Below are 25,862 nucleotides of genomic sequence, written 5' to 3'. Positions count from 1 at the left end.
TCCGGCAACCGCCCGAGGGCTCAGCCGGTCCTGGTCAGCGCGGCCGGCTAAGGAGCAGGCGCACGGTTCGCATGGGCTCAGGGTACCGCACGGTCAAGCGGCGCCCGTCGGGTTATCCGGCCTTGACCGCCGCGTCGAACTCGCGCAGCGCCGCGGCCACCCGTCCGGACTGCATGCCCGCCGCCAGCATCCTCGCCTGGTCGGCGGTCTCCGCGGCGGCGCCGTGCTCGCCGGTCCGCCGGTAGGAGTCGGCCAGCCGGACCATCAGCAGCGCCTTGGTCCTGGCCCGGTCCGGCGCGAGCGCGGCGGTCGCGGCCAGCAGCAGGTGGCGGGCCCGCTCGTGGTCGCCGAGGAAGAGGTAACCCTCCCCCACCATGCCCTCCAGGTCGGCGCGTTCCTGGCGGTGGTCCTCGCCCGTCTCCGCCTCCTCCAGCGCCTGGAAGGCCCGTTCGGCGACCGCCTCGGCGCTGATCTGCTCGCCCTTCTTCCCGTGCGCCCGGGCGATCCGGCCGAGCTGGAGCGCCCGTTCGGCCGGGGTCAGCACCTCGTCGGCGGCGCGCAGCGCGGTGGAGAGCATCGCCACCGGATCCAGGCCCCGCCCGCCGGAGTTGTGGGTGGCCTGTGCGGCCAGGCAGCCCACCACGCTCACGCCCAGTCTGGGGTCGCCGGAGACGTGGGCGGCCCGCAGTGCGGCGACGAAGGCGCGCTGGGCGGCCGCGTCGTTGCCCAGGTCGTAACTGGCCCAGCCGACCAGCCTGGCCAGCCGGCCCGCCACGCCGTACAGGTCCCGGCCGAGCCGCTCGTCGTAGGAGCCGAGTTCCAGCAGCTTGCCCGCCAGCGCCAGTTCGGCCTTGGCGGGGCCGAGGATCAGGCCGCCGCCGTAGGTGCGCTCCAGGCGCTGCTTGCTGTCGTAGGAGATCCGCAGGTCGGCCAGGTGCGCGGGGGCGATCCGCAGGGCGCCCTCGCCGCCGGTGACCTCGGGCGGCGGGGAGGCCCAGTGGCGGGCGGCCTGTTCGAGCTCGGCGCCGCGGAAGAGGTCGGTGAGGCGGACGGGCGTGGTGTCGGCACCGGCCTCGTGCAGGGCGGTCTGGGCGGTGTCCGCGGTCCACGGGTCGGTGAGCAGCCGGGGCGAGAGGATCTTGGCACCGCGCCCGCTGCCCATCCGGCCCCAGAGCTGCTCGTACGTCACCGCGATGCCGACGGCCCGGCTGAGCACCTCGCAGACCGTCTGGTCGTGCGGCGACCTGGGAACCATGCCGCGGTCGCGCCACTTGTAGGGGGCGGTCGAGCTGATCGCCAGTTGGGCGGGGAGGCCGGTGTTGAGCTCGCGGGCGAGGCGCTCGGGGCTCCAGCCGAGCTGGTGGAGTATCCGGGCCAGTTCTTCGTTCCGCTTGCGCGCCAGATCCGCCATGGCACGACCGTAACTGCCGAGCCGGGCAGCCGGGTAGGCCGCTGCGGGCCGAACGCGACGCCGCGGCAAGGGCCTTCGGCCGAGCAAGGACACAACGCGGAAGGCCGCCTCCCGATCCGGGAGGCGGCCTTCCAACTGTGGAGCTACGGGGAATTGAACCCCGGACCTCTTGCATGCCATGCAAGCGCTCTACCAACTGAGCTACAGCCCCTTGTCCTTCTCGTCTCCGGCGGCTCCCTCGCGGTCTCCCTCGGCGACGTGGACAACTGTACACGTTTCTGCGGGCAGTCCCCTAATCCGCTCTTCGGCCCGCCGCCACGGGCTCCGGCGCGCGGGCGGTCACGGACGGTCGCCGGACGGCCACCCCGGAGATCACCATGAAAGCTTCACGGAGGAGCGCCTTCCGCTTACCCGGCCGGTGCCCGTACGCTTCCCGAACCCCCGGCTGCCCCCACACCGGGGGAAGCACCCGGAATGCCGCCGGCCGTCGCTGCTCACCCCCATGGAGCAGCGCCGGCCGGCGTGACGGATCCGCCGCCCGTCAGGCGGCAGCGCGCCGGGTGCGCAGCGAGAAGACCGTGGCCAGCGCGAAGGCGGCCGCGATCGCCGCCGTGGCCACCAGCAGGGCGTGCCCCGAAGTGCCGCGCGAGGACGGGTAGTTGACCTGGTCGAGGAAGACCGTGCCGAGCAGTGCCACCCCGACCACCTGGCCGAGCTGGATCAGCGTCACCATCACCCCGCTGCCGTCGGCGGCGTCCGCCGGGTCGACCCGGCCGAGCGCCCGGGCGAACAGCGGACTGTACGCGCACCCGGCCGCCAGGCCCACGGCCACGAGCACCAGTTCGGCGCCGGGGCCGATCTCGCCACCACCGCGCAGCATCAGTCCGAGGACCAGGTAACAGGGCGCCACCACGGCCAGGGCCAGCGTCGGCAGCGAACGGTGCAGCCGCTGCGGCAGCCGCTGCCAGTGCAGGCTGGAGAGGCCGAAGCCGACCGCGACCGGACCGGAGAGCAGCCCGGCCCGCAACGCGGTGTGGCCGAGACCGGCCTGCTGGTGCAGGGCGAAGGCGAACATGAAGCCGGAGAAGCCCGCCATGATCAGGAAGATCGCCCCGGAGGCCGGGAGCAGCCCGGGGGCGCGCAGCACCCGGGCCGGGATCAGCGGCTGGCCACCACGCGCGGCGATCCGCCACTCGACCAGGCCGAACAGCCCGAACATCAGCACGCTCCCGGCCAGCATCGCCCAGCCCCAGGCGGGCCAGCCCAGCTCGTGCCCGAGCACCAGAGGCACCACCAGCAGCCCGAGCGCCGCCGCCAGCACCAGCAGACCGGCCACGTCGAAGCGGCGGGAGGCGTCCCCCGGGATCACCGGCAGCAGCCGCCGGCTGAAGGCCAGCAGGGCGAGGCCGATCGGCACGTTCACCAGGAACACCGGGCGCCAGCCGCTGCCGAACAGGTCCGCGCTCACCAGCACCCCGCCGACCACCTGCCCGATCGCCATGCCACCCGCCAGCACGGCCGAGTACAGCCCGAGCGCCCGGGCCCTGGCGGCACCGGTGAAGGTCCGCTGGATCAGGCTCATCACCTGAGGCACCATCAGCGCCGCGCCCACTCCCTGGAGCAGGCGGAAACCGATCAGCGCCCCGGTGCCGGGCGCCAGCCCACAGGCGAGCGAGGCGGCGGTGAAGCCGACCAGGCCGTACTGGAACAGCCGGCCGTAGCCGAACCGGGCCCCCAGCCGGGCGCCGGTGATCAGCAGCACCGCGTAGGCGATGGTGTACCCGGCGATCACCAGCTGGAGGGCGGCGCCGGAGGCGTGCAGGTCCGTGCGGATGGTCGGCACGGCGACGTTGACGATGGAGACGTCGAGCAGGGCCATGAACTGGCCGGTCAGGACGAGGGCCAGCAGCAGCCCCGGGCGGACGACGCCGCGCGCGGCCGGACCGGCCGGGGCCGGGCCACCGGCAGGCCGGCCGGTCGGGGACTGCGCTCTCGGGGGCCGCGTGTCCAGGGTCGCGGTCGCGGTCGCGGCGATGGCCGTTCGGGGCTGAAGATCCGTCATGGGTACCAGCCTGCTGGCTTGCGGATACTGGTGGTTAGAGCCTGCTGATCCTGGTATCGGCAGCACCCCCCAACGGGCTGCCGTCCGGTCCGAGGATCCGCCACGATGGGGGAATGACCGTGCTGGACACCCGTACCGAACCCGCCGCCGCCACCGCCTCCGCTGCCGCCAGCCGGGACCAACGCCGTTCCGAGCTGGCCAACTTCCTCAAGGCCTGCCGGGCCCGGGTCAGCCCGGAGGCGGTCGGGCTGCCCGCCGGGGCGCGCCGCCGCACCCCGGGGCTGCGCCGCGAGGAGGTGGCACAGCTCGCCGGTGTCGGGGTGACCTGGTACACCTGGCTGGAGCAGGGGCGGCCGATCAACGCGAGCGAACAGGTGCTGGAGGCGGTGGCCCGCACCCTGCGGCTGGACAGCACCGAACGCGAGCACCTGTTCCGGCTGGCCGGCCTCACCCCGAGCCGCCGGGACGACATGCCCTGCCCGATCCTGGACCCGGTCAGCCAGGTGATCCTGGACGAGCTGAGCCCGCTGCCCGCCGCGATCTGCAACAGCCGCTACGACCTGCTGCGCTTCAACGGCGCGTACGACGCCCTGTTCCCCGGCGCGACCCGCCCGAGCGCACCGCAGGGCCGCCGCAACAGCATGTGGTGCGCCTTCACCGTCCCGGCCTGCTGCAACCCCTTCCTGAACCGGGACGAGGAGCTGCCCCGGATGGTCGGCGTGCTGCGCGGCGCGTACGGGCGCCACGTCGGCGAGCCGGCCTGGGAGGAGTACATCCGGGACCTGGCGGCGGCCAGCCCCGAGTTCCGCGAGCTGTGGGCCCGCCAGGAGGTCGCCCCGCCCCGGACCTCCCGCAAGGTCTTCCGGCACGCCCTGGTCGGCGAGATGTGCTTCCAGGCCTCGTACCTGACCATTCCCGCCGCCCCCGAGGCGTACCTGGTGATCTACACCCCGGAGAGTCCGCGCGACCGCGAGCTGGTGGAGCAGCTCGTGGCGAACCCGAGCGCCCGGGCCACCGACCCCGGCCACGTGCACATCCGCTGAGCGGAGCGGGGCACGAACGCCGAAGGGCGCCCTCCCGAGTGGGAGGGCGCCCTTCGGCGTCTGTTGTGGAGCTACGGGGAATTGAACCCCGGACCTCTTGCATGCCATGCAAGCGCTCTACCAACTGAGCTACAGCCCCGCGGACCGAGCGGCCCTGACGGACCACCGATGCGGAGTGGAGCTACGGGGAATTGAACCCCGGACCTCTTGCATGCCATGCAAGCGCTCTACCAACTGAGCTACAGCCCCTCGGAGGACTTCCCGCCTCCCTGTCGGGCGGCGTTCTTTCCTGCGAACGAGGAAGACTCTAGCTGGTCAGGCCCGGAACTGCGAAATCCCGTCGTACGAGGCCCTCAGGTCTCGTCCCCGATGACCGGCTGCGGGAGGGTTCCCGCGTTGTGCTCCAGCAGCCGCCAGCCGCGCGCGCCCTGGCCCAGCACCGACCAGCAGCAGTTGGAGAGACCGCCGAAGCGCTCCCACTGCGCCGCCTCCATGCCGAGCAGCCGACCGATCATGGTGCGGATGGTGCCGCCGTGGCTGACCACGACCAGCGTGCCGTCCACGGGCAGCTTCTCGACCGCCGCAAGCACCACCGGGACGGAGCGGTCCGCCACCTCGGTGGCCAGCTCCCCGCCGCCGCGCCGGACCGGATCGCCCTTGGCCCACGCCTCGTACTGCTCCGGGAACCGCGCCCGGATCTCGGCGTTGGTCAGACCCTGCCACTCGCCCGCGTACGTCTCCCGCAGACCCTCGTGGTGGTCCACCTCCAGGCCGGTCAGCCCGGCGAGCTCGGCGGCGGTGCGCCGGGCCCGGGTGAGGTCGGAGGAGATCAGCAGGTCGGGACGGAGGCCGGCGAGCAGCTTGGCCGCCCGCTTGGCCTGGAAGATGCCCTGATCAGTCAGGTCGATGTCGGTCGTGCCCTGGAACCTGGACTCCAGGTTCCAGGACGTCTGACCGTGCCGCCAGAGGACGATGCGCGGGCCCCCCGCGGAGCCGCTCAGCGCTCGTCCTCGGCGACGGCGTTGCCCGCGGCGTCGGTGATCACGTTCTCCGGACGGTTCCGGGTGGCCAGCGCGTCGGCGGGCAGCGGCAGCTCGGGGCAGTCCTTCCAGAGCCGGTCCAGCGAGTAGAAGGAGCGCTCCTCGGAGTGCTGGACGTGCACCACGATGTCCAGGTAGTCGAGCAGGATCCAGCGGCCCTCGCGCTCGCCCTCGCGGCGCACCGGCTTGATGTCGAGCTGCTCGCGCAGCTGGTCCTCGATCTCCTCGGCGATGGACTTGACCTGGCGGTCGTTGGAGGCCGACGCGATCAGGAAGGCGTCGGTGATCGACAGCACCTCGCTGACGTCGAAGGCGATGATGTCGTGGGCCAGTTTGTCGGCCGCCGCCTGGGCGGCGACGGTGATCAGTTCCTGGCTCCGGTCAGTGGCAGTCACGGTGTTCTTCCCGCTCGGTGTACACAGATACGGTTTCCAGGATCTCACGAACGCGAGAAGGCCCCGGCGGAGTTTTCCGGGGCCTTCGGTCACGGGTGGCTACTGGTCCTTGCCCGGCTGGTAGTCCTTGCCCAGAACCACCACCAGGTCGGCGTTCTGCGCGTCGGTGGTCTTCTTCACCGCCGCCTCCTTCAACCCGAGCGTGATCGCCAGCGATTTCGCGGCCGCCGCCCTGGAATCGTCGGTGTAGCGGACCTCGCTGAGCGCCTGGGTGCTGTTCGCCTTGCCCCCGCTCGGGATCACGTTCAGACCGGCGTTGGCGACCGCCACCATCGCGGTGTTCGCCGCCTGGTCGCTGCCCGAGGCGTTGACGATGCCGACCCGGGCGGTCCCGCCGCTGCTCTGGGCCTTGTGCACCGTGCCGCCGAGCACCTCCTTGACCTGCGCGCCCGCCGTGGCCTCGTCCAGCGTCCCGTCCGGCTGCACCTTGAGGGTGCTGGTGCCGAAGCTGCCGTCCTGGGCCAGCTTGGCGAGCTGGGCCAGCACCCCGGCCAGCGCCTGCTCGGGCAGCGAGGGGTCGAGCACCGCGTTCATCCGGTGCACGTCGTCCTGCGCCTCGGCCAGATCGGTCGGCATGGTCCGCACCAGAGCGTCCAGCACCTGCCCGAACCGGGCCAGCTGGGCGTCCCGGCCCTCGCCGGGAGCCTGGGTGGTCGCGTACGTGACGGCGGCGTCGCCGTTCAGCGTGACGCCCTTGCCCACCGGGGCGGCCACCTTGCCGTCCGGACCCTTCACCTCGACGTTGGTGTCCACCTTCACACCGCCGAGCTGGGCCACCAGCAGCTTCAGGTAGGGGGTGTCCAGCCGCCAGGTGCCGGCCACGGTCGCTCCGAGCACGGTGCTGAGGCCGTCCCTGGTGCCGGACGCGCCGACCGTGTCCATCGCCTGCCCGAGCGGGGTGGTCGCGGACTCCCCGCTACCGGGCAGCTTGAGGGTGTCCGGCAGCAGCAGGATCGAACCCTTGTGCCCGGACGCGTCGTTGACCAGCAGCGCGCTGCTCACCTTGCCGTTGAGCTCCCGCAGCTGGACCACGTTCACCTGCCGCGGCCCGGCCGCCGCCGCAGCGGTCTTGGGACCGCCCAGCTTGCCGCTCCACCACAGGTAGCCGGCCCCGCCGCCCGCGATCAGGACCAGCACCACCACGGCCGCGATCAGCCGGGTCCGCAGCCTGCGCTTGCGCTCGTCGCGGCGCTCGCTGCGGGACTCGGCGAACTTCAGCCAGTCGATGACGTCCTCGGTCTCCTCCGCCGGTTCGTCGACGAAGGTGAACTCGCCCGTCGCATAGGCGTCGTCCGGCGCCGCCCCGGCCCGCTCGGCCTGCGGCTTCACCACCGGCTGCACGGGCTGCTGCACGGGCCGCCGGGCCTGCGGCGGGACCGGCGCCGCAACCGGCTCCGCGGGACGCGGCGGCGCGGCGACCGGCTGAACGATCGGCTGGGCCACCGGCTGCTGCTGGTAGTAGTACTCCTGCGGCTGCTGCTGGTACGGCTGCTGGGGCTGCCCGTACGGGTCGTGCACCGGCTGCTGCTGGTAGTAGTACTCCTGCGGCTGCGGCTCGTACGGCTGCTGGGGCTGCTGGGGCTGCTGGTAGCCCTGGTACTGCTCCTGGGCGTACCCCTGCTGCTGCCCGTACCCGTACTGGTCGTGCCCCTGGCCCTGCCGGCCCTGGCCCTGGCCGTGCACCGGCTGCCCGTACCCGTCGTAGCCCGGCTGCTGGTACCAGCCGCCGTCCTCCGGTCCCCTGCGGTCTGCCGTTCCGGTCACGCGGCCCCTCCCGGGATCAAGGCTGCTGGGCCGGCGCGTACAGCGCCCGCTTGTGGATGTAACGGACCACGCCGTCCGGGACGAGGTACCAGACCGGCTCGCCCTTGGCGACCCGTATCCGGCAGTCCGTGGAGGAGATGGCCAGCGCGGGCACCTCCACCAGGGAGACCCCGCCCACCGGAAGCCCGGCGTCCGACAGAGTGTGCCCCGGCCGGGTGCATCCGATGAAGTGGGCGAGCTCGAAGAGCTCCTCCGAATCGCGCCAGGAGAGGATCTGGGCGAGTGCGTCGGCGCCGGTGATGAAGAACAGCTCGGCGTCCGGGTGCAGGGCGTGCAGGTCCCGCAGGGTGTCCACGGTGTAGGTGGGGCCCTGGCGGTCGATGTCGATCCGGCTGACCGAGAACTGGGGGTTCTCCGCGGTGGCGATGACCGTCATCAGGTAGCGGTCCTCGGCGGAGGTCACCTCGCGGTGGCTCTTCTGCCACGGCTGTCCGGTCGGCACGAAGATCACCTCATCGAGGTGGAACGCGCTCGCCACCTCGCTGGCGGCGACCAGGTGCCCGTGGTGGATCGGGTCGAAGGTGCCGCCCATCACGCCGAGGCGCTTCTTCATCAGTCCGCCGGGGGTCTCGGCCTGCTGTCCCATGCCGCCACACCTTACGCGACGCTCGTTACCGCCGGATACGCGCGGATATCCGCAGATATCGGGGCAACGGCGAGGAGCGCCCGGCGGCCGCCGGGCGCTCCTCGTCACCGATCAGTGGGACCGCGCTGCTCAGCGGTCGCGGTTGAAACGCGTGGTCACGTAGAGCAGCAGCAGGAGGATCAGGAAGGCGCAGCCGCCGGTCACCAGCGGGTTGAGGCTCTCGTGGTTGCCACCCTCGGCGATCCGGGATACGGCGGGCAGAACGTTATTGCTCATGGTCGGCGGACCTTCTCGGCTCGGTGAGGGACCAGGACGCGGGCCGGTGGCCTGCGTCCCTATCGTACGGGTGGCCTTACGGCAACCGCTCGGCGGCCCACCGCGTCTGACCCCTCGTAGGCGCCCGCCGACGGCCGGTCGCCGTCTCAGTCGTTGCGGAAGGCCCGCGCCATGATCCAGACCAGCAGTCCGACGCCCACGAACGACGCCACCAGGACGATCCGCAGGAACAGCCCGGGGCCCGCTTCGCTGGAGATCGGCCCGGCCAGCTGCGTCAGGCTCTCGACAGGGGACATGTGGGCTCCTCAGGGCAGGGGGCGGTCCCGCGGGACCTCCGGTAGAGCCAGCGTAGACCCGCACACGCGGACGGCGAACGGGACCCCCGGCGTACCGTGGGCGGCGGGGACGAGTACGGACGAACGGGCGTTGTAGCCAACAGCAGCGGGGGCCGGACGGGAACCGGTGCCGGCATCGACCAGGAGGTACTCACATGACCGACATGACCAAGCCGAACACGCCGAGCCGCCGCCGCGAGCGCTTCCCCGGGATCTCCACCCGGGCCTGGGAGCACCCGGCCGACCGTTCCGCCCTGGTCGCCCTGCGCAAGCTCTCCGGCTTCGACGAGGTCCTCAAGAAGCTGGCCGGCCTGGTCTCCGAGCGCAGCATCCGCCTGATGTTCCTGGCCACCGCGGTGCGGACCGGCGAGCGGCAGTTCCCCGAGCTGCACGCCATGGTCCGCGACGCGGCGTACGTCCTGGACCTGGATCGGGTGCCCGACCTGTACGTGACCCAGGACCCCGCGGTGAACGCCATGTGCATCGGCCTGGACACCCCGATCATCGTGGTGACCAGCGGCCTGGTCGAGCTGCTCGACGAGGAGGAGCTGCGGGCCGTGATCGGCCACGAGGTCGGCCACGCGATGTCCGGCCACGCGGTCTACCGGACGATGCTGCTGGTCCTCACCAACATCGCCACCAGGATCGCCTGGCTCCCGCTCGGCAACCTGGCCATCACCGCCGTGATCACCGCGCTCAAGGAGTGGTTCCGCAAGGCGGAGCTCTCCTGCGACCGGGCCGGACTCCTGGCCGGCCAGGACCTCCAGGCCTCCATGCGCGGCCTGATGAAGCTGGCCGGCGGCCACAACCTGGCCGAGATGAACGTGGACGCCTTCCTGGAGCAGGCCGACGAGTACGAGAGGGCCGGCGACCTGCGCGACGGCGTGCTCAAGCTGCTCCAGGTGCTGCCGCAGACCCACCCCTTCGCGGTGGTCCGGGTGGCCAAGCTGAAGAAGTGGGCGGAGAGCGATGAGTACCGCTCGATCCTGGCCGGCGCCTACCCGCGCCGCGAGGACGACCCGGACGCCTCGGTCGGCGAGCAGTGGAAGGCCGCCGCGGACTCGTACTCCAAGAGCGTCAAGGAGAGCAAGGATCCGTTGATGGGCCTGCTCCGCGACGTGGCGGGCGGCGTCGGCAACGTCGGCGGAAAGCTCCGCGACACCTTCACCGGCGGCCGCAACTCCGACCAGGACTGACACCGGCAGGACACGACCGGGCGGCCTCCCGGGGGCACGGGGAGGTACTTGACCGACCACGTGCGCACCCGCCCCCGGTCGGGCTGCGCCCTCGACTCCGGGCCCTGCACCGCCGGGACCGGGGCCGGGGGCGCAGCGGTCGGTGAACGGCGGTCAGCGGTCAGGGCCCTGTGGTCAGGGCCCTGTGGTCAGGGCCCTGTGGTCAGCTGCCGGTGCCCGATGGCGGGATCCGGTGGCGGGGCCGGGCGTCAGTGCTCGGCGGTGATCGGCGCGAGCGCCCCGCACAGCTGCCAGGCCGGCACCGAGTGGTCCGCCGGGTTCACCGCGGGCGGCGCGCCGGCCGACTGCCCGGCCAGCAGCGGCTGCAGGTGGTCGGCCAGCTGCACCCCGCACGCCGTGGGCCCGGCCTGCAGGACCGAGTCGACCAGCCGCACCCTGGCCGCGCCGATGTCCGTGTGGTCGAACTCGAACCGCAGCTCGCGGCGGACGCTGAACAGGCTCACCGGCGCGGAGGTGTCCGTCCCGGCGGTCCGCAGGGCGTAGACGAAGGTGTGGTCGGTGTCGATCTCCAGCGTCCCGCTGTCCGCCTCGGTGACCTTCATGCTGCCGGCGACCTTGACCGAGTCGACGGCCAGCGCCACCCCGGCCGGGTCGAAGCGGACCAGCCAGCCGGTGGCGGCGTGGTGCTGGTCGTCGCCCGGCGAGCTCAGGCTCTGGTCGTACTGCGCCTGCTCGCCGGGTGTCACCAGGGCGCGGACCGCCCCCGTCTCCGCCTGCACCAGGGTGGCGGGGTCCATCGAGGATGCGACCAGGAAGTGCTGGACGGTGTCCAGCGCCCGGGTGACCTCGACCCTGGTGAAATGGGCTGTGGCCGCGCCGGCCGGGGTGCCGAGCCCGGCCGCGCCGTCTCCGTAGCCGGAGGGCAGCCCGGCGAACGGGTTCTTCGGGTCCGCCACCGCGGCGACCGGCGAACTCGGGCTGAGTGCGATCGCACTGACGGTCAGTTGGTTGCCGGTCGGCTGGACCCCCAGCCGGCGCGGCGAGCTCACACCGAAGTAGACGGCCGCTGCGAAGGCCATCACGACGAGCAGCAGCAGCGCCACCGCCTGCCGGGGCAGCGAACCGATCTGTCCGAAACCGAACCTCGGCCGCACTCCGCGCGAGTAACCGCCGAGCCGTTCGCTGGCCGACAGCTCCTGGATCCGGGCAGCCCGGACGAACGACTCGTCGAACACGACGGACCGGTACTCGTCCTCGTTTCCGGAACCTCCGTCGGGCGTACCCTCCGGAGGTTCGCGCGGGTCACCCATAACACCAGAGTAAGACCGGGATGCGACCCGCTTCGAGGGCTGGGACGCAACTTCCCCGGGCGCTGCCCGTCACCCGGTCTGCAACGCCATCGGCGGGGAGCCCACCGGGGCACTCGACGTCGCACCGGGATCGGCTCCCCCGGGGGCGGCCGCACCGGTCTCCGGACGGCTCGTGCCGGTCTCGGGGCGTCGGGGCGAGTCGGCAGCCCCACCGGCACCCCGGTAGATCGCGGCGACCGCCACGGCCGCCACACCGACCACCATCACCACCGCGAGCACCCAGGCCACCGGACGGTGCCAGCGCTGCTGCGCGACGTACCGGCCACGGGCGGGCCGACCGGGGTCGTACCCGAAGGCCCGGGTCTGGCGGCGCCAGCGGGCGGCCCGCCCGGCCCGCCCCGGGGCTGACCAGGGGTCAGGGTAGAGGCGGTCGTCGTCCAGACTGCTCGGGTGCGGGCGCAGCTCCAGTGGGAGCCCCTCCCCGCTGACGGTCGGCTCGTAGCCCCGGCCGAGCAGGCCGGTGTCCGGCTCGAACCTCGCCTCGGCGGCGGCGAGCTGGCGTTCCCTGGCGCTCGGCTCGTGCACGGCGGCGGACCGGACGAAAGCCTCGTCGAGTACCACGGTGGCGAACTCGTCGTCCGCACCACCGTGGTCGGCGCCGTCGGGGTACGGTGAGCCCCCCACATCCTCAGCCACGGACTCAGGGTATTACCGGGCGCGCCGTTTGTCTGTGGCTCCCGTCAGTTGGGCTCGGACGAACCGCCGGGCTCAGCCCTCGGCGGAGCCCACGGTCTGCGTCCGCTCGCCGCGCACGTGCCCGTCACCAGTGACGATGTACTTGGTCGAGGTCAGCTCCGGCAGACCCATCGGGCCCCGGGCGTGCAGCTTCTGGGTGGAGATGCCGATCTCCGCACCGAAACCGAACTCACTCCCGTCGGTGAACCGGGTGGAGGCGTTGACGGCCACCGTGGTCGAGTCCACCAGCTGGGTGAAGCGGCGGGCGGCCGCCTGCGAGGTGGTCACGATCGCCTCGGTGTGCCCGGAGGACCAGCGGCGGATGTGGTCCACCGCGGCGTCCAGCGAGGGCACGACGGCGGCGGCGAGGTCGTAGGAGAGGTACTCCGTCTCCCAGTCCTCCTCGGTCGCCGGGACGACGGTGGCCCGGCCGCCCTCGGCCGCCTTCAGCACCGCCTCGTCGCCGTGCACGGTGACCCCGGCCCCGGCCAGGGCGTCGAGGGCGAGGGGCAGGAAGACGTCCGCGATGTCCTGGTGGACCAGCAGGGTCTCCGCGCTGTTGCAGACGCTGACCCGCTGGGCCTTGGAGTTGAGCAGGATGCCGACGGCCATCGCCAGGTCGGCCCCGGCGTCCACGTAGACGTGGCAGTTGCCGGTCCCGGTCTCGATCACCGGCACGGTGGAGCCCTCCACCACGGTGCGGATCAGCGAGGCGCCGCCGCGCGGGATCAGCACGTCGACCAGGCCGCGGGCGCGCATCAGCTCCTGGACCGAGTCCCGGCTCTCGCCCGGGACCAGCTGGATCACGTCCGCGGGCAGCCCGGCGGCGGCCGCGGCGTCCCGCAGCACCGCGACCAGTGCGGTGTTCGAGCGGTAGGCGGAGGCCGAGCCGCGCAGCAGTACGGCGTTGCCGGACTTCAGGCAGAGCGCGGCGGCGTCCACGGTGACGTTCGGCCGGGCCTCGTAGATGATGCCGACCACACCGAGCGGCACCCGGACCTGCCGGACGTCGAGGCCGTTGGGCAGGGTGTAGCCGCGCACCACCTCGCCCACCGGGTCGGGCAGGCCGATCACGCTCCGCACGTCGGCGGCGATCGCGGCGATCCGCTCCTCGGTCAGCGTCAGCCGGTCGATCACCGACTCGGCGGTGCCCGCCTCCCGGGCGCGGGCGACGTCCTCGGCATTGGCCGCGGTGATCTCGGCGCTCCGGGCCACCAGCGCATCGGCGATCGCCGACAGCGCGGCGTCCTTCGCCCGGCGCGGCAGCGGAGCGAGCACGGCGGCCGCCGCACGGGCTCGGCGCGCAACGGCGAGGACGGGACTGTCGGTGGTGGCGTGGTCGCTGCTCATGCGAGAAAGGGTAGCGACTGCGCGGGCCCGACCCGATCCGTGTGCCGACCGCTGAGACGGCCGGCCGCAGCCGGGCGACCCCTCGGCACCGCCGGGCGTCCCCCTTGGGCGGGGAGCCACGCGGAGCGGAAGGTCCTCACCCCGGCTGGCCCTGCGGAGCGGGCAGCCCGGCCCCGGCCCGGGAACGCCGGGCCGCCCGCTCTCCGGGCCCGGCCTGCCCGCGCGGCTCCCCGCGCCCCGGGCGCTGCCGCCGGCCACCGCTCAGTACGGGTGCACCCCGCCCAGCTGCGGTGGTGGATCGCCGAAGCCCTCCGCCACCCGCTTGTGGTAGGTGGGCCGGTCCACGACCTCCAGGCCGACGATCTCCCACGGCGGTAAGTTCGCCGAGACCTTGTGCTCGCCCCACAGCCGCAGGGCGATCGCCGCCGCGTCGTGCAGGTCCCGGGCCTGCTCCCAGTAGCGGATCTCGGCGTGGTCGGCCGCGTAGCGGGCCGTCAGGAAGAAGGAGTGGTCGTGCGCCAGTCGTTCGAGCGCCACCCGCAGCTCGGCCAGCGGTGTGACCTGCCCGGCCACGCTGAGCACCACGTGCCAGAGTCTGGCCTGCTCCGCCTCGAGGCGCTCTCCGGCGCCCGCCTTCCGGCTCAACTCCCTTACGGTGTCGGGTCGTTCCTCCACCGGACCACCCTCGGTCCGGCCGCCCGCGATGCTGGTCAGCCTCCGCTGGGGCGTCTCTTCGGGCAGCGCTCCGCGCGTGCGTCCCACCGACGGCCTCCTGTTCGGCATCGTGTCCGGGCCGACCGCGCCGACCGCGTGCGGCCCTCCCCCTGGCAGGAGCCGCCCCTGGGCCGCACGCAGGCCCCCACGGGCGGTCAGCCGCGCAGGATGACCAGGTCGTCGCGGTGGATGACCTCACGCTCATAGGCGGCGCCGAGCTCCTGGGCCAGTTCCCGGGTGGACCGGCCGAGCAGACGGGGCAACTCCCTCGCATCAAAGTTGACCAGCCCACGGGCGACGATGTGGCCGTTTTCGCCAAGAAGGTCCACCGGATCACCGGCAGTGAAGTCCCCGTCCACCCGGGTGACCCCCGCCGGCAGCAGCGACTTCCCGCCCGAGACCACGGCCTCGACCGCCCCGGCGTCCAGCTGCAGGGCGCCCCGGGGGGTACTGGCGTGCTCCAGCCAGAGCAGCCGGTCGGCGGAACGGCTGCCGGTACGCAGGAAGAGGGTGCCGGTGGGACGGCCGGCCAGCGCGTCGGCGGCCTGGCTGGCGGCGGTGAGCACCACCGGGATGCCCGCGCCGGTGGCGATCCTGGCGGCCTCCACCTTGGTGACCATGCCCCCGGTGCCGACGCCGGCCTTGCCCGCGGTGCCGATCTCGACGCCGTCCAGGTCGTGCGGGCCGCCGACCTCGGCGATCCGGCTGGTGCCGGGCTTGCTGGGGTCCCCGTCGTAGAGGCCGTCGACGTCGGAGAGCAGGACCAGCAGGTCGGCCCGGACCAGGTGGGCGACCAGCGCGGCCAGCCGGTCGTTGTCACCGAACTTGATTTCGGCGGTGGCCACGGTGTCGTTCTCGTTGACGATCGGCATCGCGCCCATCGCCAGCAGCTGATCCAGGGTCCGGTACGCGTTGCGGTAGTGCGCCCGCCGACTCGCGTCCTCGGCGGTCAGCAGCACCTGGCCGACCCGCACGCCGTACCGGGCGAAGGACGCGGTGTAGCGGGCCACCAGCAGGCCCTGGCCGACACTGGCGGCCGCCTGCTGGCGGGCCAGGTCCTTGGGCCGCTTCTCCAGGCCGAGCGGGGACAGCCCGGCGGCGATCGCCCCCGAGGAGACCAGCACGATCTCCGGTGCGTCCGGGCCGGTACGGGCCTTGGCCAGGGCGTCCACCAGTGCGTCGACCCGGTCGGCGTCCAGGCCGCCGGCCGCGGTGGTGAGCGAGGAGGAGCCGACCTTGACCACGATCCGCCGTGCGGTCAGGACCTCCTGACGCAGTGTCGAAACGGTCATCACTTGCCTCCGCTGGTGCATGCGGCGGGCCCGCCGCCGGATCGTAATGTACGCGATCCGGCAGCGGGCCCGTAACGTCACTCAGCCCGTGGACCAGGCAGGCCCGAGGCGTGGACTCACCCGAGGAGCGGACTCAGTAGTCCTCGTCGCCCTCGATGGCCTGGCGGCTGTTGGAGAGCGCCTCGAAGGCCAGGTACTCCTCCTCGGCCGCGTCCCGGCCCTTCTGCTTCTCGCGGCGGCGGTCGACGGCCGGGCGCTGGGTCTCGAAGCGGTGGTCCTCGCCACGGCGGCCGAGCATCTCGGCACCGGCGGCCATGGTCGGCTCCCAGTCGAAGACCACGGCGTTCTCGTCGGGGCCGATGATGACGGTGTCGCCCTCCTTGGCACCGACCTTCCACAGCTCCTGCTCGACACCGAGCCGGGCCAGGCGGTCGGCGAGGTAGCCGACGGCCTCGTCGTTGGAGAAGTCGGTCTGGCGGACCCAGCGCTCCGGCTTGACGCCGCGCACCCGGTAGGCGCCCTCCTCCTCGAGGACGGTGAAGCCGGCGTCGTCCACGGCCGCCGGCCGCAGCACGATCCGGGTGGCCTCCTCGATCGGCTTGGCGGCACGGGCCTCGGCGACGATCTGCGCCATCGCGAAGCTCAGCTCGCGCAGACCCTTGCGGGAGGCGGCGGACACCTCGAAGACCCGGTAGCCGCGCTCCTCCAGGGAGGCGCGGGTCAGGTCGGCGATGTCCTGGCCGTCCGGGACGTCGATCTTGTTGAGCGCGACCAGGCGCGGCCGGTCCTCCAGACCGCCGTACTGGGACAGCTCGTCCTCGATGGTCTCCAGGTCGGTGAGCGGGTCGCGGCCCGGCTCCAGGGTGGCGCAGTCGAGCACGTGGACCAGCACCGAACAGCGCTCGACGTGCCGCAGGAACTCCAGGCCCAGGCCCCTGCCCTGGCTGGCACCCGGGATCAGGCCGGGGACGTCGGCGACGGTGTAGACCGTCTCACCGGCGGTGACCACGCCGAGGTTGGGGACCAGGGTGGTGAACGGGTAGTCCGCGATCTTCGGCTTGGCGGCCGAGAGCACCGAGATCAGCGAGGACTTGCCTGCGCTCGGGTAGCCGACCAGCGCCACGTCGGCGACGGACTTGAGCTCCATGACGATGTCGCGGGACTCGCCGGGCTCGCCGAGCAGCGCGAAGCCCGGGGCCTTGCGGCGGGCGGAGGCCAGCGCGGAGTTGCCCAGGCCGCCCCGGCCACCGGCGGCGGCGACGAAGCTGGTGCCGTGACCGACCAGGTCGGCCAGCACGTTGCCCTGCTTGTCCAGCACCACGGTGCCGTCCGGCACGGGCAGCACCAGGTCCTCGCCGGTGGCACCGGTGCGGTGGCCGCCCGCGCCCGGCTTGCCGTTGGTGGCCTTGCGCTTGGGCGAGTGGTGGTACTCGAGCAGGGTGGTGATGTTGGCGTCGACGGTGAGGATGACGCTGCCGCCCTCACCACCGTTGCCGCCGTCGGGCCCGCCGAGCGGCTTGAACTTCTCCCGGTGCACGGAGGCGCAGCCGTGGCCCCCGTTACCCGCGGCGACGTACAGCTCGACGCGGTCCACGAAGGTGGTCATTGGTGTGCCTCCAGTGCGAGATAAGAAAAGGTGTCCTGCGATAAAGCATGAAGGGTGGACCGGAACATTCCGGTCCACCCCTCACAGAGAGTCTTGACGCAGTGTCAGAGAACTCAGGCCTCGACGGCCACGATGTTCACGACACGACGGCCACGACGGTTGCCGAACTGCACGGCGCCGTCGGTCAGCGCGAACAGGGTGTCGTCGCCACCACGGCCGACGTTGGCACCCGGGTGGAAGTGGGTGCCGCGCTGGCGGACGATGATCTCGCCGGCGCTGACGACCTGGCCGCCGAAGCGCTTCACGCCGAGGCGCTGGGCGTTCGAGTCACGGCCGTTACGGGTAGAGCTTGCGCCCTTCTTGTGTGCCATCTCGCTATCCCCTTACTTGCTGACGGAGTCGATGCTCGTGATGCGCACAGCGGTGTGCTGCTGGCGGTGACCCTGACGACGGCGGTAGCCGGTCTTGTTCTTGTAGCGCAGGATGACGAGCTTCTCACCCTTGGTCTGGTCGACGACCTCGGCGTGGGCCTTCACGCCGCCGAGCACCCACGGGTCGGAGGTGACGGAGTCACCGTCGACGACCAGGATGGTCGAGAGCTCCACCGAGTCACCCGGCTTGGCGTCGATGCGGTCAATCTCCAGCACGTCGCCGACGGCGACCTTGTGCTGGCGGCCGCCGGCGCGAACGATCGCGTACATGCGGTACCTGCTTTCCATACTCGGTGCGGAACTCTCGATGCCAGCCGCCTGGGTACGGACACAGGGGCCTCTCCCGGCCCTCCTGGCGGAGGTTCGGGAGGTGATGTGCTCGGGAGCATGGCGTTAGACACGCCGAGGGTCAAGAATACGGACCAGCCGCCACAGGGGCAAACCGGACCCCGTACGTGCCCGGGGGCGGGCCGAAGCGCCGCCCCCGGGCAGTGGGCTCACTCAGCCGCGCCATCACTCTCGGCGGCTGCCGCCTTCTTGGCCGCCGCGCTGGTCCGCTTGGTCGCGGTCTTGCGGGCGGTGGTCTTCTTCGCCGCCGCCGTGGTCTTGGCGGCGGTGGTCTTCTTCGCTGCGGTCTTCGTGGTCTTCTTCGCGGCCGTCTTGCGGACGGCGCGCTTCTTCGGCGCGGGTGCCTCGACCTCGGCCTCGACCTCGGTCTCGGCAGCGGCCGGGGTCTCGGCAGCGGCCTCAGCCTCGACCGGAAGCTCGGCCGGGACCTCGGCGGCGGCCTCGACCGCGGGAGCGGCCTCCTCCACCACGGCCTCGACCGGGACCTCGGGTGCGGCCTCGGCGGCAGCGGGTGCCTCGGCGACCTCGGCAGTCCCGGCGGCCTCAGGAGCCTCGGGAGCCTCGACGACGTCGCCCTTGATGGCAGCCTCGGCCGCGGCGAAGGCGGCCTCGACCGCAGCCTCGGCACGAGCCTGCAGCACCACGATCTCCGCCTCGCCCGGCGTACCGGCCGGGGCCGTCGCCTTGCGCACCGCACGGCGGCGGGGACGGGCGGCCGGAGCCGCGGCCGGGGCGGCCGGGATCTCGACCAGGCTCGGCTTGGCCTCGGCCTCCACCGGCGCCGGGACGACGATCTCCAGCTGCTCGGCGGCCTCCTCGACCGCGACCGGCTGCTCGGCCTCGGCCACGACGGCCTCGACGGCCTCAGCGGCCTCGACCGCCTGGAGCTCGGCCTGCGCCTCCTCCTGCCCGGCGCCGCCCTTGCCCCGGCGACGGCGCTTGCCGGCGCCCGGGAGGGCCTCGCCGGTCACGGCGGCAGCGCCGCCGCCGCCGTGGGTGTGCGGCTGATCCATGTGGACGATCACGCCGCGGCCGTTGCAGTGCACGCAGGACTCGGAGAAGGACTCCAGCAGGCCCTGGCCGACCCGCTTGCGGGTCATCTGCACCAGGCCCAGCGAGGTGACCTCGGCCACCTGGTGCTTGGTCCGGTCCCGGCCCAGGCACTCCAGCAGACGGCGCAGCACCAGGTCGCGGTTGGACTCCAGCACCATGTCGATGAAGTCGATCACGATGATGCCGCCGAGGTCGCGGAGCCGCAGCTGCCGGACGATCTCCTCGGCCGCCTCGATGTTGTTCCGGGTGACGGTCTCTTCGAGGTTGCCGCCCTGACCGACGAACTTGCCGGTGTTGACGTCGATGACGACCATCGCCTCGGTCCGGTCGATCACCAGCGAACCGCCGCTGGGCAGCCAGACCTTGCGGTCCAGCGCCTTCATCAGCTGCTCGTCGATCCGGTACGTGGCGAACACGTCCACGTCGGACGTCCACTTCTGGAGCCGCTCGGTGAGGTCCGGGGCCACGTGGGAGACGTACTCGTGGATGGTGTTCCAGGCGTCGCCGCCGCTGACGATGACCTTGGTGAAGTCCTCGTTGAAGATGTCGCGGACGACCCGGACGGTCATGTCCGGCTCGCCGTAGAGCAGCGCCGGGGCGTTGCCGGTGGCGGCCTTCTTCTGGATCTCCTCCCACTGCGCCTGCAGGCGCTGCACGTCACGCGTGAGCTCGTCCTCGCTGGCGCCCTCGGCGGCGGTGCGCACGATGACACCGGCGTCGTCCGGGACGATCTTCTTGAGGATCTGCTTCAGACGGGCGCGCTCGTTCTCCGGCAGCTTGCGGCTGATACCGGTCATCGAGCCCTCGGGCACGTAGACCAGGTAGCGGCCGGGCAGCGAGATCTGGCTGGTCAGGCGGGCGCCCTTGTGGCCGATCGGGTCCTTGGAGACCTGCACCAGCACGGACTGGCCGGACTTCAGCACGGACTCGATCCGGCGCGGGCCGCCGTGGCCGCCCAGCGCGCCGAAGTTGACCTCACCGGCGTAGAGCACCGCGTTGCGGCCCTTGCCGATGTCGACGAAGGCGGCCTCCATCGACGGCAGCACGTTCTGGACCTTGCCCAGGTACACGTTGCCGACGTACGAGGTGGCCTGCTCCTTGTTGACGTAGTGCTCGACGAGCACGCCGTCCTCCAGGACGCCGATCTGGGTCCGCTGGCCGTTCTGGCGCACCACCATGACGCGCTCGACCGACTCCCGGCGGGCCAGGAACTCGGCCTCGGTGATGATCGGCACCCGGCGGCGGCCCAGCTCGCGGCCCTCGCGGCGGCGCTGCTTCTTGGCCTCCAGGCGGGTGGAGCCCTTGATGGACTGCACCTCGTCCGGGTCGAAGGAGGGCTCGGTCGAGCGGCGGCGCGGCTCGCGCACCTTGACCACGGTACGGACGCCGTCCTCGGTGGTCTCGGCGGCGATCTCGACGCCCGCCTCACCGGTCCGGCGACGGCGGCGACGACGACGGCGCGAGGAGCTCAGGCCCGCGGCCAGGTCGTCCTCGTCCTCCTCCTCCGCCTCGGCGGCAGCCTCCTCCTCGACGGGCTGCTCGGCCTCGGCCTGTGCCGACTCGGCCTCGAACTCCTCGGCCTCGCCACGGCGGCGGCGACGGCCGCCCCGGCGGCGACGGCGGGACGGACGGTCGTCCTCCCACTCGCCCTCGGCCTCGGGACCTGCGGCGACGGCGGCCTCCTCGGCCGGCTCCTCGACCGCGACCGGCTCGGCCTTGGCGACCGGTTCCGGCTTGGCGACCGGTTCCGGCTTCGCGACCGGCTCGGGCTTCGCGGCGGCGCGGGCAGCAGGGCGGCCGGCCCGGGCCGGGGTGCTCACCCGGACGGGCGTGCGGACGCGACGGCGACGGCCGACACCGCTGTACTCGAACTCGTCGTCGTGCGGCTCCTCGGCCTCGACGGCCGGCGGAGCAGCCGGGGCCGCGGCCTGCACGGGGGCCGGGGCCGGGGCCTGAGCGGGAGCCGGGGTGGTGAACGGCGCCGGCTCCTGGAAGACCGGGGCCTGGAAGATCGCGGTGGACGGGCGCACGGCGCGACGACGGGCCCGGGGGGCGGACGTCGGCTCCTCAGCCATCGGCTCGGCCTTCGGCGCCTCGACCGGAGCCGGGGCCGCCACGACGACGGCGGTGGGGGCCTCGGCGGCCTCCTCCGGCTGCTCCTCGGTCTCCTCGACGGCGACCGGCGCGGGCTCGACCACCCGGCGGGCGCGACGACGGCGCGCGGGCGCGGCGGCCGCCTCCTCGGCGGCGGGCGCCTCGGCGGGCGCGGGGGTCTCCGGAACGCTCACGACGACCTCGGCGGCCTCGGGGGCACCGGCCGGGGACTCGACGCGCTTACGGGTACGGCGGGCCCGCACCGGCTTCTCGGCCACCGGCTCGGCGGCGGGCGCCTCGGCGGGCGCGGGGGTCTCCGGAACGCTCACGACGACCTCGGCGGCCTCGGGGGCACCGGCCGGGGACTCGACGCGCTTACGGGTACGGCGGGCCCGCACCGGCTTCTCGGCCACCGGCTCGGCGGCGGGCGCCTCGGCGGGCGCGGGGGTCTCCCCGGCCGACGGCTGGGTGGGCGTCTCGGCCGGCAGCACGGTCTCGGCGGTCTCGGCGGCCGCGCCCTGCGGCGCACCGGCCGGGCGGGACACCGCCCGGCGACGGCGGCGCGGAGGTGCGGCGGAGCCGTCGGCCTCGGCACTGCCCGGTGCGGCAGACTGCTGCGGTTCGGTGTTATCGAGCATGCGGGTGGATCTCCCGTCAGGCCCCCGGGCTCCGCTTCCGGGCACGGCGCGGCACCGCTCTTCCGGTCGGCCGCGGTAATGGCGGGCCGACTTCCACGGTGTCGCCGTACGGACACGGAGCCGCACAGGGGCTCGTAGTCTCGCTCGGCGCCCCGCACGTTGCGGGGTGTCGAAAGTCTTCTGGTCTGACCAGTCTTCTCAGGTTGTCCAGGCAGCCGGTCCGCTCTCCCCCAGCCTGGTGGGCTGGGCGGGGGTCCCCCGGCCGAAGGCTGGGGTGTGCCCCCTGCCCGGTGACGGGCAAGGACGGCGGACCCTCGGGCCCGCCGACCATCGGGGTCGGCAGGCCGCAAGGAGCTGGCCTGCGTGCGACGACGCTCGCTCCCCTGGGGAGCCGCGGGGGCCAGGAGAACCTCGGCCCGGATTCCGGGCCCCGTTCCCCTCCCGCTAGGCGGACGCAGGTGCGCGCGGCCCGGCAGCCGCTACAGGCCGGCCGGGGCCGCTGCGCGGTCGAGCGCCAGCGGGTCGGTCACCGTGCCGGTCTCCTCGTCGAGCGGCCCCTGCGCCAGCCTGGTCACCTCAGCGGGGACCGGCGGCGCCAGGTCGGCCGTCGCACGAAGACCGGACAAAACGTCGTCGGGTCGTACGGCGGGTGTGGCGTGTCGTACTACCAGCCGCAGTATCGCACAGGGATTGCCCGTACGAACATCGCCGGTGCGGTCCGTGGCGGTGTCGTTACCGTCGTCGACCTGCGCGGGGAGGAGTTCCAGGGCGGCGACCGCACCGCGCGCGTCGAAGACCCGGACCCCGTTCTTGGTGAGCCGCTGGACCTCGACCTGCTCGGCGGCCAGGAAGACCGCGACCGCGCGGGCCGCCTCCTCCGCGGCGACGCCGGCCAGCCGGACCTGCCACTCGGATGCTTCCAGACGCTCCACGAAGTTCGAGGTGCGGACCTCGACGGCGTCGATGATGTCCAGGCCTGCCGGCAACGAATCGTCCAGTTGCGCGCGCAGCGCCTGGGGGTCGCGGGCCTCGGCGAGGCCGATCTCCAGGTACTCGGCCTCGCTAGCCACCCCGGTCGGCGCGGCGTTCGCGTACGAGACCTTCGGGTGCGGGGTGAAGCCCGCCGAGTAGGCCATCGGAACCGACGAGCGGCGCAGCGCCCGCTCGAACGCCCGCTGGAAGTCGCGGTGGCTGGTGAAGCGCAGACGGCCGCGCTTTGTGTAGCGGAGACGGATGCGCTGCACCGTCGGCGCGGGCGGCGGACCGTCGGGCGTGCGGCGTGCCAGGGTCACTCAGTCCTTAGTCAGTTTCCCCATCCGGCGTTGTCCGGCCGGACTCTGTCAGGACAAGGGTACGCGCCCGCGACACGCCCACTCGCCCCCGCTCGGGGCGGATCAGCCCAGCAGGGCCCGACGGACCTCGTGCAGCACCCGCCGCACCTCCGCCTTCACCGGCCACCACAGCTCACGCCGCACCCAGCGGCACGGCCGCACCACCAGGAACCCCCACACCCGCCCGGCCACGCCCCAGGCCCAGGCCACCGCCCGCCCGAACTCCCGCAGCACCGGGAACAGCAGCACCCGCCACAGCCAGGCGACCGGGAGGGCCACCAGGTACCGCAGCAGCCAGGCCACCGCCCGCCCGACCGGCGTCAGCACGTACCGCCACAGCAGCTGCAACGGCAGCACGAGCAGGTGGGTCACCAGCCAGACGAAGCCCCGCAGGAGCGGGACCAGGACCCACTCGGCCAGCAGGCCGCCGAGCGGTGCGAGCACCGTCCGCCACAGCCACACCGCGGGCACGACGAACAGCACCCGGCCGACCGGCGCCAGCACGTACCGCCACAGCATCTCGAACGGCCACACGAACACCGCGTGCAGCACGGTCCCCACGAACCGCCCCACCGCGGCGGCGATCTCCCAGAGGAACCGCAACGGCACCACGACCACCAGCGCGATCGCCCGGGCCGCCCCGGTCAGGCACCCCGCGGGCTGCTGATCCCCCACTACCGTCTCCCCGTCAGTCGTACGTCGTGACGGCCCGTCGGCCGTCGGACAAGCCGGAACGCCCCGGGCCGGTGAGACCGGTCCGGGGCGTTCCGACGGATGTGACCCGCTACTGGTTGACCACCGTCAGCGGCAGCAGCTTCTTGCCCGTGGGGCCGATCTGGATGGCCGTGTCCATCTGCGGGCAGACGCCGCAGTCGAAGCACGGGGTCCAGCGGCAGTCCTCGACCTCGACCTCTTCCAGGGCGTCCTGCCAGTCCTCCCAGAGCCAGTCCTTGTCGAGGCCGCTGTCCAGGTGGTCCCAGGGCAGCACCTCCTCGTAGGAGCGCTCACGGGTGGTGTACCACTCGACGTCGACGCCGGTACCGGCCAGGCCCGTCTCGGCGCCCTTCATCCAGCGGTCGTACGAGAAGTGCTCGCGCCAGCCGTCGAAGCGGCCGCCGTCCTCGTAGACCGCGCGGATGATCTTTCCGGTGCGGCGGTCGCCACGCGAGAGCAGGCCCTCGACGATGCCGGGCTTGCCGTCGTGGTAGCGGAAACCGATGTTCTTGCCGTACTTGCGGTCCTGGCGGATCGCGTCACGCAGCTTGCCCAGGCGGGCGTCCGTGGCCTCGGCGGAGAGCTGCGGAGCCCACTGGAAGGGGGTGTGCGGCTTGGGCACGAACCCGCCGATGGAGACCGTGCAGCGGATGTCGTTCTGGCCGGTGACCTCGCGGCCCTTCTGGATGACGTTCTTCGCCATCTCGGCGATCTGCAGCACGTCCTCGTCGGTCTCGGTGGGGAGACCGACCATGAAGTACAGCTTCACCTGGCGCCAGCCGTTGCCGTAGGCCGCGGCGACGGTGCGGATCAGGTCCTCCTCCGACACCATCTTGTTGATGACCTTGCGGATGCGCTCGCTGCCGCCCTCGGGGGCGAAGGTGAGGCCGGAGCGGCGACCGTTGCGGGTCAGCTCGTTGGCGAGGTCGATGTTGAAGGCGTCGACCCGGGTCGAGGGCAGCGAGAGGCCGATCTTGTCCTCGGTGTAGCGGTCGGCCAGGCCCTTGGCGATGTCGCCGATCTCGGTGTGGTCGGCGCTGGAGAGCGAGAGCAGACCCACCTCCTCGAAGCCGGTGGCCTTCAGTCCGCGCTCGACCATCTCGCCGATGCCGGTGATGCTTCGCTCCCGCACGGGGCGCGTGATCATGCCGGCCTGGCAGAAGCGGCACCCTCGGGTGCAGCCTCGGAAGATCTCGACGGACATCCGCTCGTGCACGGTCTCGGCGAGCGGGACCAGCGGCTGCTTGGGGTACGGCCACTCGTCCAGGTCCATGACGGTGTGCTTGGAGACGCGCCACGGCACACCGGGAGCGTTCGGCACGACCCGGGCGATCCGGCCGTCGGCCAGGTACTCGACGTCGTAGAAGCGCGGGACGTAGACACCACCGGTCCTGGCGAGGCGCAGCAGCAGCTCGTCACGGCCGCCGGGCTGCCCCTCGGCCTTCCAGGCGCGGATGATCTCGGTGATGTCGAGAACGGCCTGCTCGCCGTCGCCGATCACCGCGCAGTCGATGAAGTCCGCGATCGGCTCGGGGTTGAAGGCCGCGTGGCCGCCGGCGAGGACGATCGGGTCGTCGATCGTCCGGTCCTTCGCCTCCAGCGGAATGCCCGCGAGGTCGAGCGCGGCCAGCATGTTGGTGTAGCCGAGCTCGGTGGAGAAGGACAGCCCGAAGACGTCGAAGGCGCGGACCGGGCGGTGGGCGTCGACCGTGAACTGCGGCACGCCGTGCTCGCGCATCAGCGCTTCCAGGTCGGGCCAGACGCTGTAGGTGCGCTCCGCCAGCACGCCCTCGCGCTCGTTGAGCACCTCGTAGAGGATCATGACGCCCTGGTTGGGCAGACCGACCTCGTACGCGTCGGGGTACATCAGCGCCCAGCGGACGTCGCAGGCGTCCCAGTCCTTCACGGTCGAGTTGAGCTCGCCGCCGACGTACTGGATCGGCTTCTGGACGTGCGGGAGGAGGGCTTCCAACTGGGGGAAGACCGACTCGGCAGTCATGTACTGGCCTTTACGGAGA

22 protein-coding genes and 3 tRNA genes are annotated in these 25,862 nt (G+C 72.7%); 2 read left to right on the top strand and 23 right to left on the bottom strand.

The genetic code is table 11. From position 1 onward, the window contains the following. Nucleotides 1-112: 112 nt before the first annotated feature. The 3 genes from ACFC1R_RS20260 to ACFC1R_RS20250 form a co-directional block, all read right to left on the bottom strand. A complete protein-coding gene (locus tag ACFC1R_RS20260) occupies nucleotides 113-1,411 on the bottom strand; it encodes a hypothetical protein (RefSeq protein WP_375940412.1) in 1,299 nt (432 codons plus the stop codon). 138 nt (nucleotides 1,412-1,549) lie between these two features. Further along, nucleotides 1,550-1,622, bottom strand: a tRNA-Ala gene (locus ACFC1R_RS20255). A 330-nt stretch (nucleotides 1,623-1,952) separates the two neighbouring features. Then, on the bottom strand, nucleotides 1,953-3,473 hold the full coding sequence (locus ACFC1R_RS20250) for an MFS transporter (RefSeq protein ID WP_375940410.1): 1,521 nt from the start codon (nucleotides 3,471-3,473) through the stop codon (nucleotides 1,953-1,955). 113 nt (nucleotides 3,474-3,586) lie between these two features. On the opposite strand from ACFC1R_RS20250, the gene ACFC1R_RS20245 reads away from it, so the two are divergent. Continuing rightward, entirely contained in the window at nucleotides 3,587-4,516 is a 930-nt protein-coding gene (locus ACFC1R_RS20245; RefSeq protein ID WP_375940408.1) for a helix-turn-helix transcriptional regulator, read from the top strand. Between the two features lie 66 nt (nucleotides 4,517-4,582). On the opposite strand, the gene ACFC1R_RS20240 is transcribed toward ACFC1R_RS20245, so the two are convergent. From ACFC1R_RS20240 to ACFC1R_RS20205, 8 genes are all read right to left on the bottom strand, one after another. Next, nucleotides 4,583-4,655: transfer RNA gene (locus ACFC1R_RS20240), tRNA-Ala, on the bottom strand. 37 nt (nucleotides 4,656-4,692) lie between these two features. Next, a tRNA-Ala gene (locus tag ACFC1R_RS20235) sits at nucleotides 4,693-4,765 on the bottom strand. A gap of 104 nt (nucleotides 4,766-4,869) precedes the next feature. Beyond that, complete coding sequence (locus ACFC1R_RS20230) at nucleotides 4,870-5,517, bottom strand: histidine phosphatase family protein (RefSeq protein ID WP_375940477.1); 648 nt, start codon at nucleotides 5,515-5,517, stop codon at nucleotides 4,870-4,872. Beyond that, complete coding sequence (gene rsfS, locus ACFC1R_RS20225; protein ID WP_045302086.1) at nucleotides 5,514-5,951, bottom strand: ribosome silencing factor; 438 nt, start codon at nucleotides 5,949-5,951, stop codon at nucleotides 5,514-5,516. The genes ACFC1R_RS20230 and rsfS overlap by 4 nt, the downstream gene beginning before the upstream one ends. A gap of 99 nt (nucleotides 5,952-6,050) precedes the next feature. Further along, complete coding sequence (locus ACFC1R_RS20220; protein WP_375940406.1) at nucleotides 6,051-7,775, bottom strand: LytR C-terminal domain-containing protein; 1,725 nt, start codon at nucleotides 7,773-7,775, stop codon at nucleotides 6,051-6,053. A gap of 16 nt (nucleotides 7,776-7,791) precedes the next feature. Next, nucleotides 7,792-8,421 (bottom strand): nicotinate-nucleotide adenylyltransferase, encoded by a 630-nt coding sequence (gene nadD, locus ACFC1R_RS20215; protein WP_375940404.1) that lies wholly within the window; start codon nucleotides 8,419-8,421, stop codon nucleotides 7,792-7,794. Between the two features lie 129 nt (nucleotides 8,422-8,550). Then, nucleotides 8,551-8,697 carry a hypothetical protein gene (locus ACFC1R_RS20210; protein WP_375940402.1) on the bottom strand — a complete coding sequence of 49 codons (147 nt, stop codon included), beginning with the start codon at nucleotides 8,695-8,697 and terminating at the stop codon, nucleotides 8,551-8,553. A 146-nt stretch (nucleotides 8,698-8,843) separates the two neighbouring features. Beyond that, nucleotides 8,844-8,993, bottom strand: coding sequence for a hypothetical protein (locus tag ACFC1R_RS20205; protein ID WP_197084725.1), 150 nt, complete (start codon nucleotides 8,991-8,993; stop codon nucleotides 8,844-8,846). A 194-nt stretch (nucleotides 8,994-9,187) separates the two neighbouring features. Between ACFC1R_RS20205 and ACFC1R_RS20200 the strand changes: the two genes are divergently transcribed. Then, nucleotides 9,188-10,228: a M48 family metallopeptidase gene (locus tag ACFC1R_RS20200; RefSeq protein ID WP_375940400.1), complete on the top strand. Its 1,041-nt coding sequence runs from the start codon at nucleotides 9,188-9,190 to the stop codon at nucleotides 10,226-10,228. 248 nt (nucleotides 10,229-10,476) lie between these two features. Here the strand turns inward: ACFC1R_RS20200 and ACFC1R_RS20195 are convergent, their stop codons facing one another. From ACFC1R_RS20195 to ACFC1R_RS20140, 12 genes are all read right to left on the bottom strand, one after another. Further along, nucleotides 10,477-11,538, bottom strand: a complete 1,062-nt coding sequence (locus ACFC1R_RS20195) for a hypothetical protein (protein WP_375940398.1) — start codon at nucleotides 11,536-11,538, stop codon at nucleotides 10,477-10,479. A 69-nt stretch (nucleotides 11,539-11,607) separates the two neighbouring features. Beyond that, a complete protein-coding gene (locus ACFC1R_RS20190) occupies nucleotides 11,608-12,234 on the bottom strand; it encodes a hypothetical protein (protein ID WP_375940396.1) in 627 nt (208 codons plus the stop codon). A gap of 72 nt (nucleotides 12,235-12,306) precedes the next feature. After that, nucleotides 12,307-13,623 carry a glutamate-5-semialdehyde dehydrogenase gene (locus ACFC1R_RS20185; RefSeq protein WP_375940394.1) on the bottom strand — a complete coding sequence of 439 codons (1,317 nt, stop codon included), beginning with the start codon at nucleotides 13,621-13,623 and terminating at the stop codon, nucleotides 12,307-12,309. Nucleotides 13,624-13,884: 261 nt separating this feature from the next. Continuing rightward, entirely contained in the window at nucleotides 13,885-14,406 is a 522-nt protein-coding gene (locus tag ACFC1R_RS20180) for a hypothetical protein (RefSeq protein ID WP_375940392.1), read from the bottom strand. An 86-nt stretch (nucleotides 14,407-14,492) separates the two neighbouring features. Further along, nucleotides 14,493-15,629: a glutamate 5-kinase gene (gene proB / locus ACFC1R_RS20175; protein ID WP_375940388.1), complete on the bottom strand. Its 1,137-nt coding sequence runs from the start codon at nucleotides 15,627-15,629 to the stop codon at nucleotides 14,493-14,495. 133 nt (nucleotides 15,630-15,762) lie between these two features. Beyond that, complete coding sequence (gene obgE, locus ACFC1R_RS20170) at nucleotides 15,763-17,235, bottom strand: GTPase ObgE (RefSeq protein ID WP_375940386.1); 1,473 nt, start codon at nucleotides 17,233-17,235, stop codon at nucleotides 15,763-15,765. A 113-nt stretch (nucleotides 17,236-17,348) separates the two neighbouring features. Then, entirely contained in the window at nucleotides 17,349-17,606 is a 258-nt protein-coding gene (rpmA, locus tag ACFC1R_RS20165) for a 50S ribosomal protein L27 (RefSeq protein WP_375940384.1), read from the bottom strand. 12 nt (nucleotides 17,607-17,618) lie between these two features. After that, the gene (gene rplU / locus ACFC1R_RS20160) at nucleotides 17,619-17,936 is read right to left on the bottom strand and encodes a 50S ribosomal protein L21 (RefSeq protein ID WP_375940382.1); all 318 of its coding nucleotides are present in this window, start codon (nucleotides 17,934-17,936) and stop codon (nucleotides 17,619-17,621) included. A 227-nt stretch (nucleotides 17,937-18,163) separates the two neighbouring features. Beyond that, nucleotides 18,164-21,799, bottom strand: coding sequence for a ribonuclease E/G (locus ACFC1R_RS20155; RefSeq protein WP_375940380.1), 3,636 nt, complete (start codon nucleotides 21,797-21,799; stop codon nucleotides 18,164-18,166). A 479-nt stretch (nucleotides 21,800-22,278) separates the two neighbouring features. After that, on the bottom strand, nucleotides 22,279-23,043 hold the full coding sequence (locus ACFC1R_RS20150; RefSeq protein ID WP_375940476.1) for a TIGR03936 family radical SAM-associated protein: 765 nt from the start codon (nucleotides 23,041-23,043) through the stop codon (nucleotides 22,279-22,281). 150 nt (nucleotides 23,044-23,193) lie between these two features. After that, the gene (locus ACFC1R_RS20145; protein WP_375940378.1) at nucleotides 23,194-23,805 is read right to left on the bottom strand and encodes a hypothetical protein; all 612 of its coding nucleotides are present in this window, start codon (nucleotides 23,803-23,805) and stop codon (nucleotides 23,194-23,196) included. 109 nt (nucleotides 23,806-23,914) lie between these two features. Beyond that, the gene (locus tag ACFC1R_RS20140) at nucleotides 23,915-25,843 is read right to left on the bottom strand and encodes a TIGR03960 family B12-binding radical SAM protein (RefSeq protein WP_375940376.1); all 1,929 of its coding nucleotides are present in this window, start codon (nucleotides 25,841-25,843) and stop codon (nucleotides 23,915-23,917) included. Between the last annotated feature and the right edge of the window lie 19 nt (nucleotides 25,844-25,862).

The sequence above is a fragment of the Kitasatospora sp. NPDC056138 genome (assembly GCF_042264695.1).
Lineage (GTDB): Bacteria > Actinomycetota > Actinomycetes > Streptomycetales > Streptomycetaceae > Kitasatospora.
Note: the sequence above shows the minus strand (reverse complement) of the source record. Positions and strands in the feature narration are given on the sequence as shown.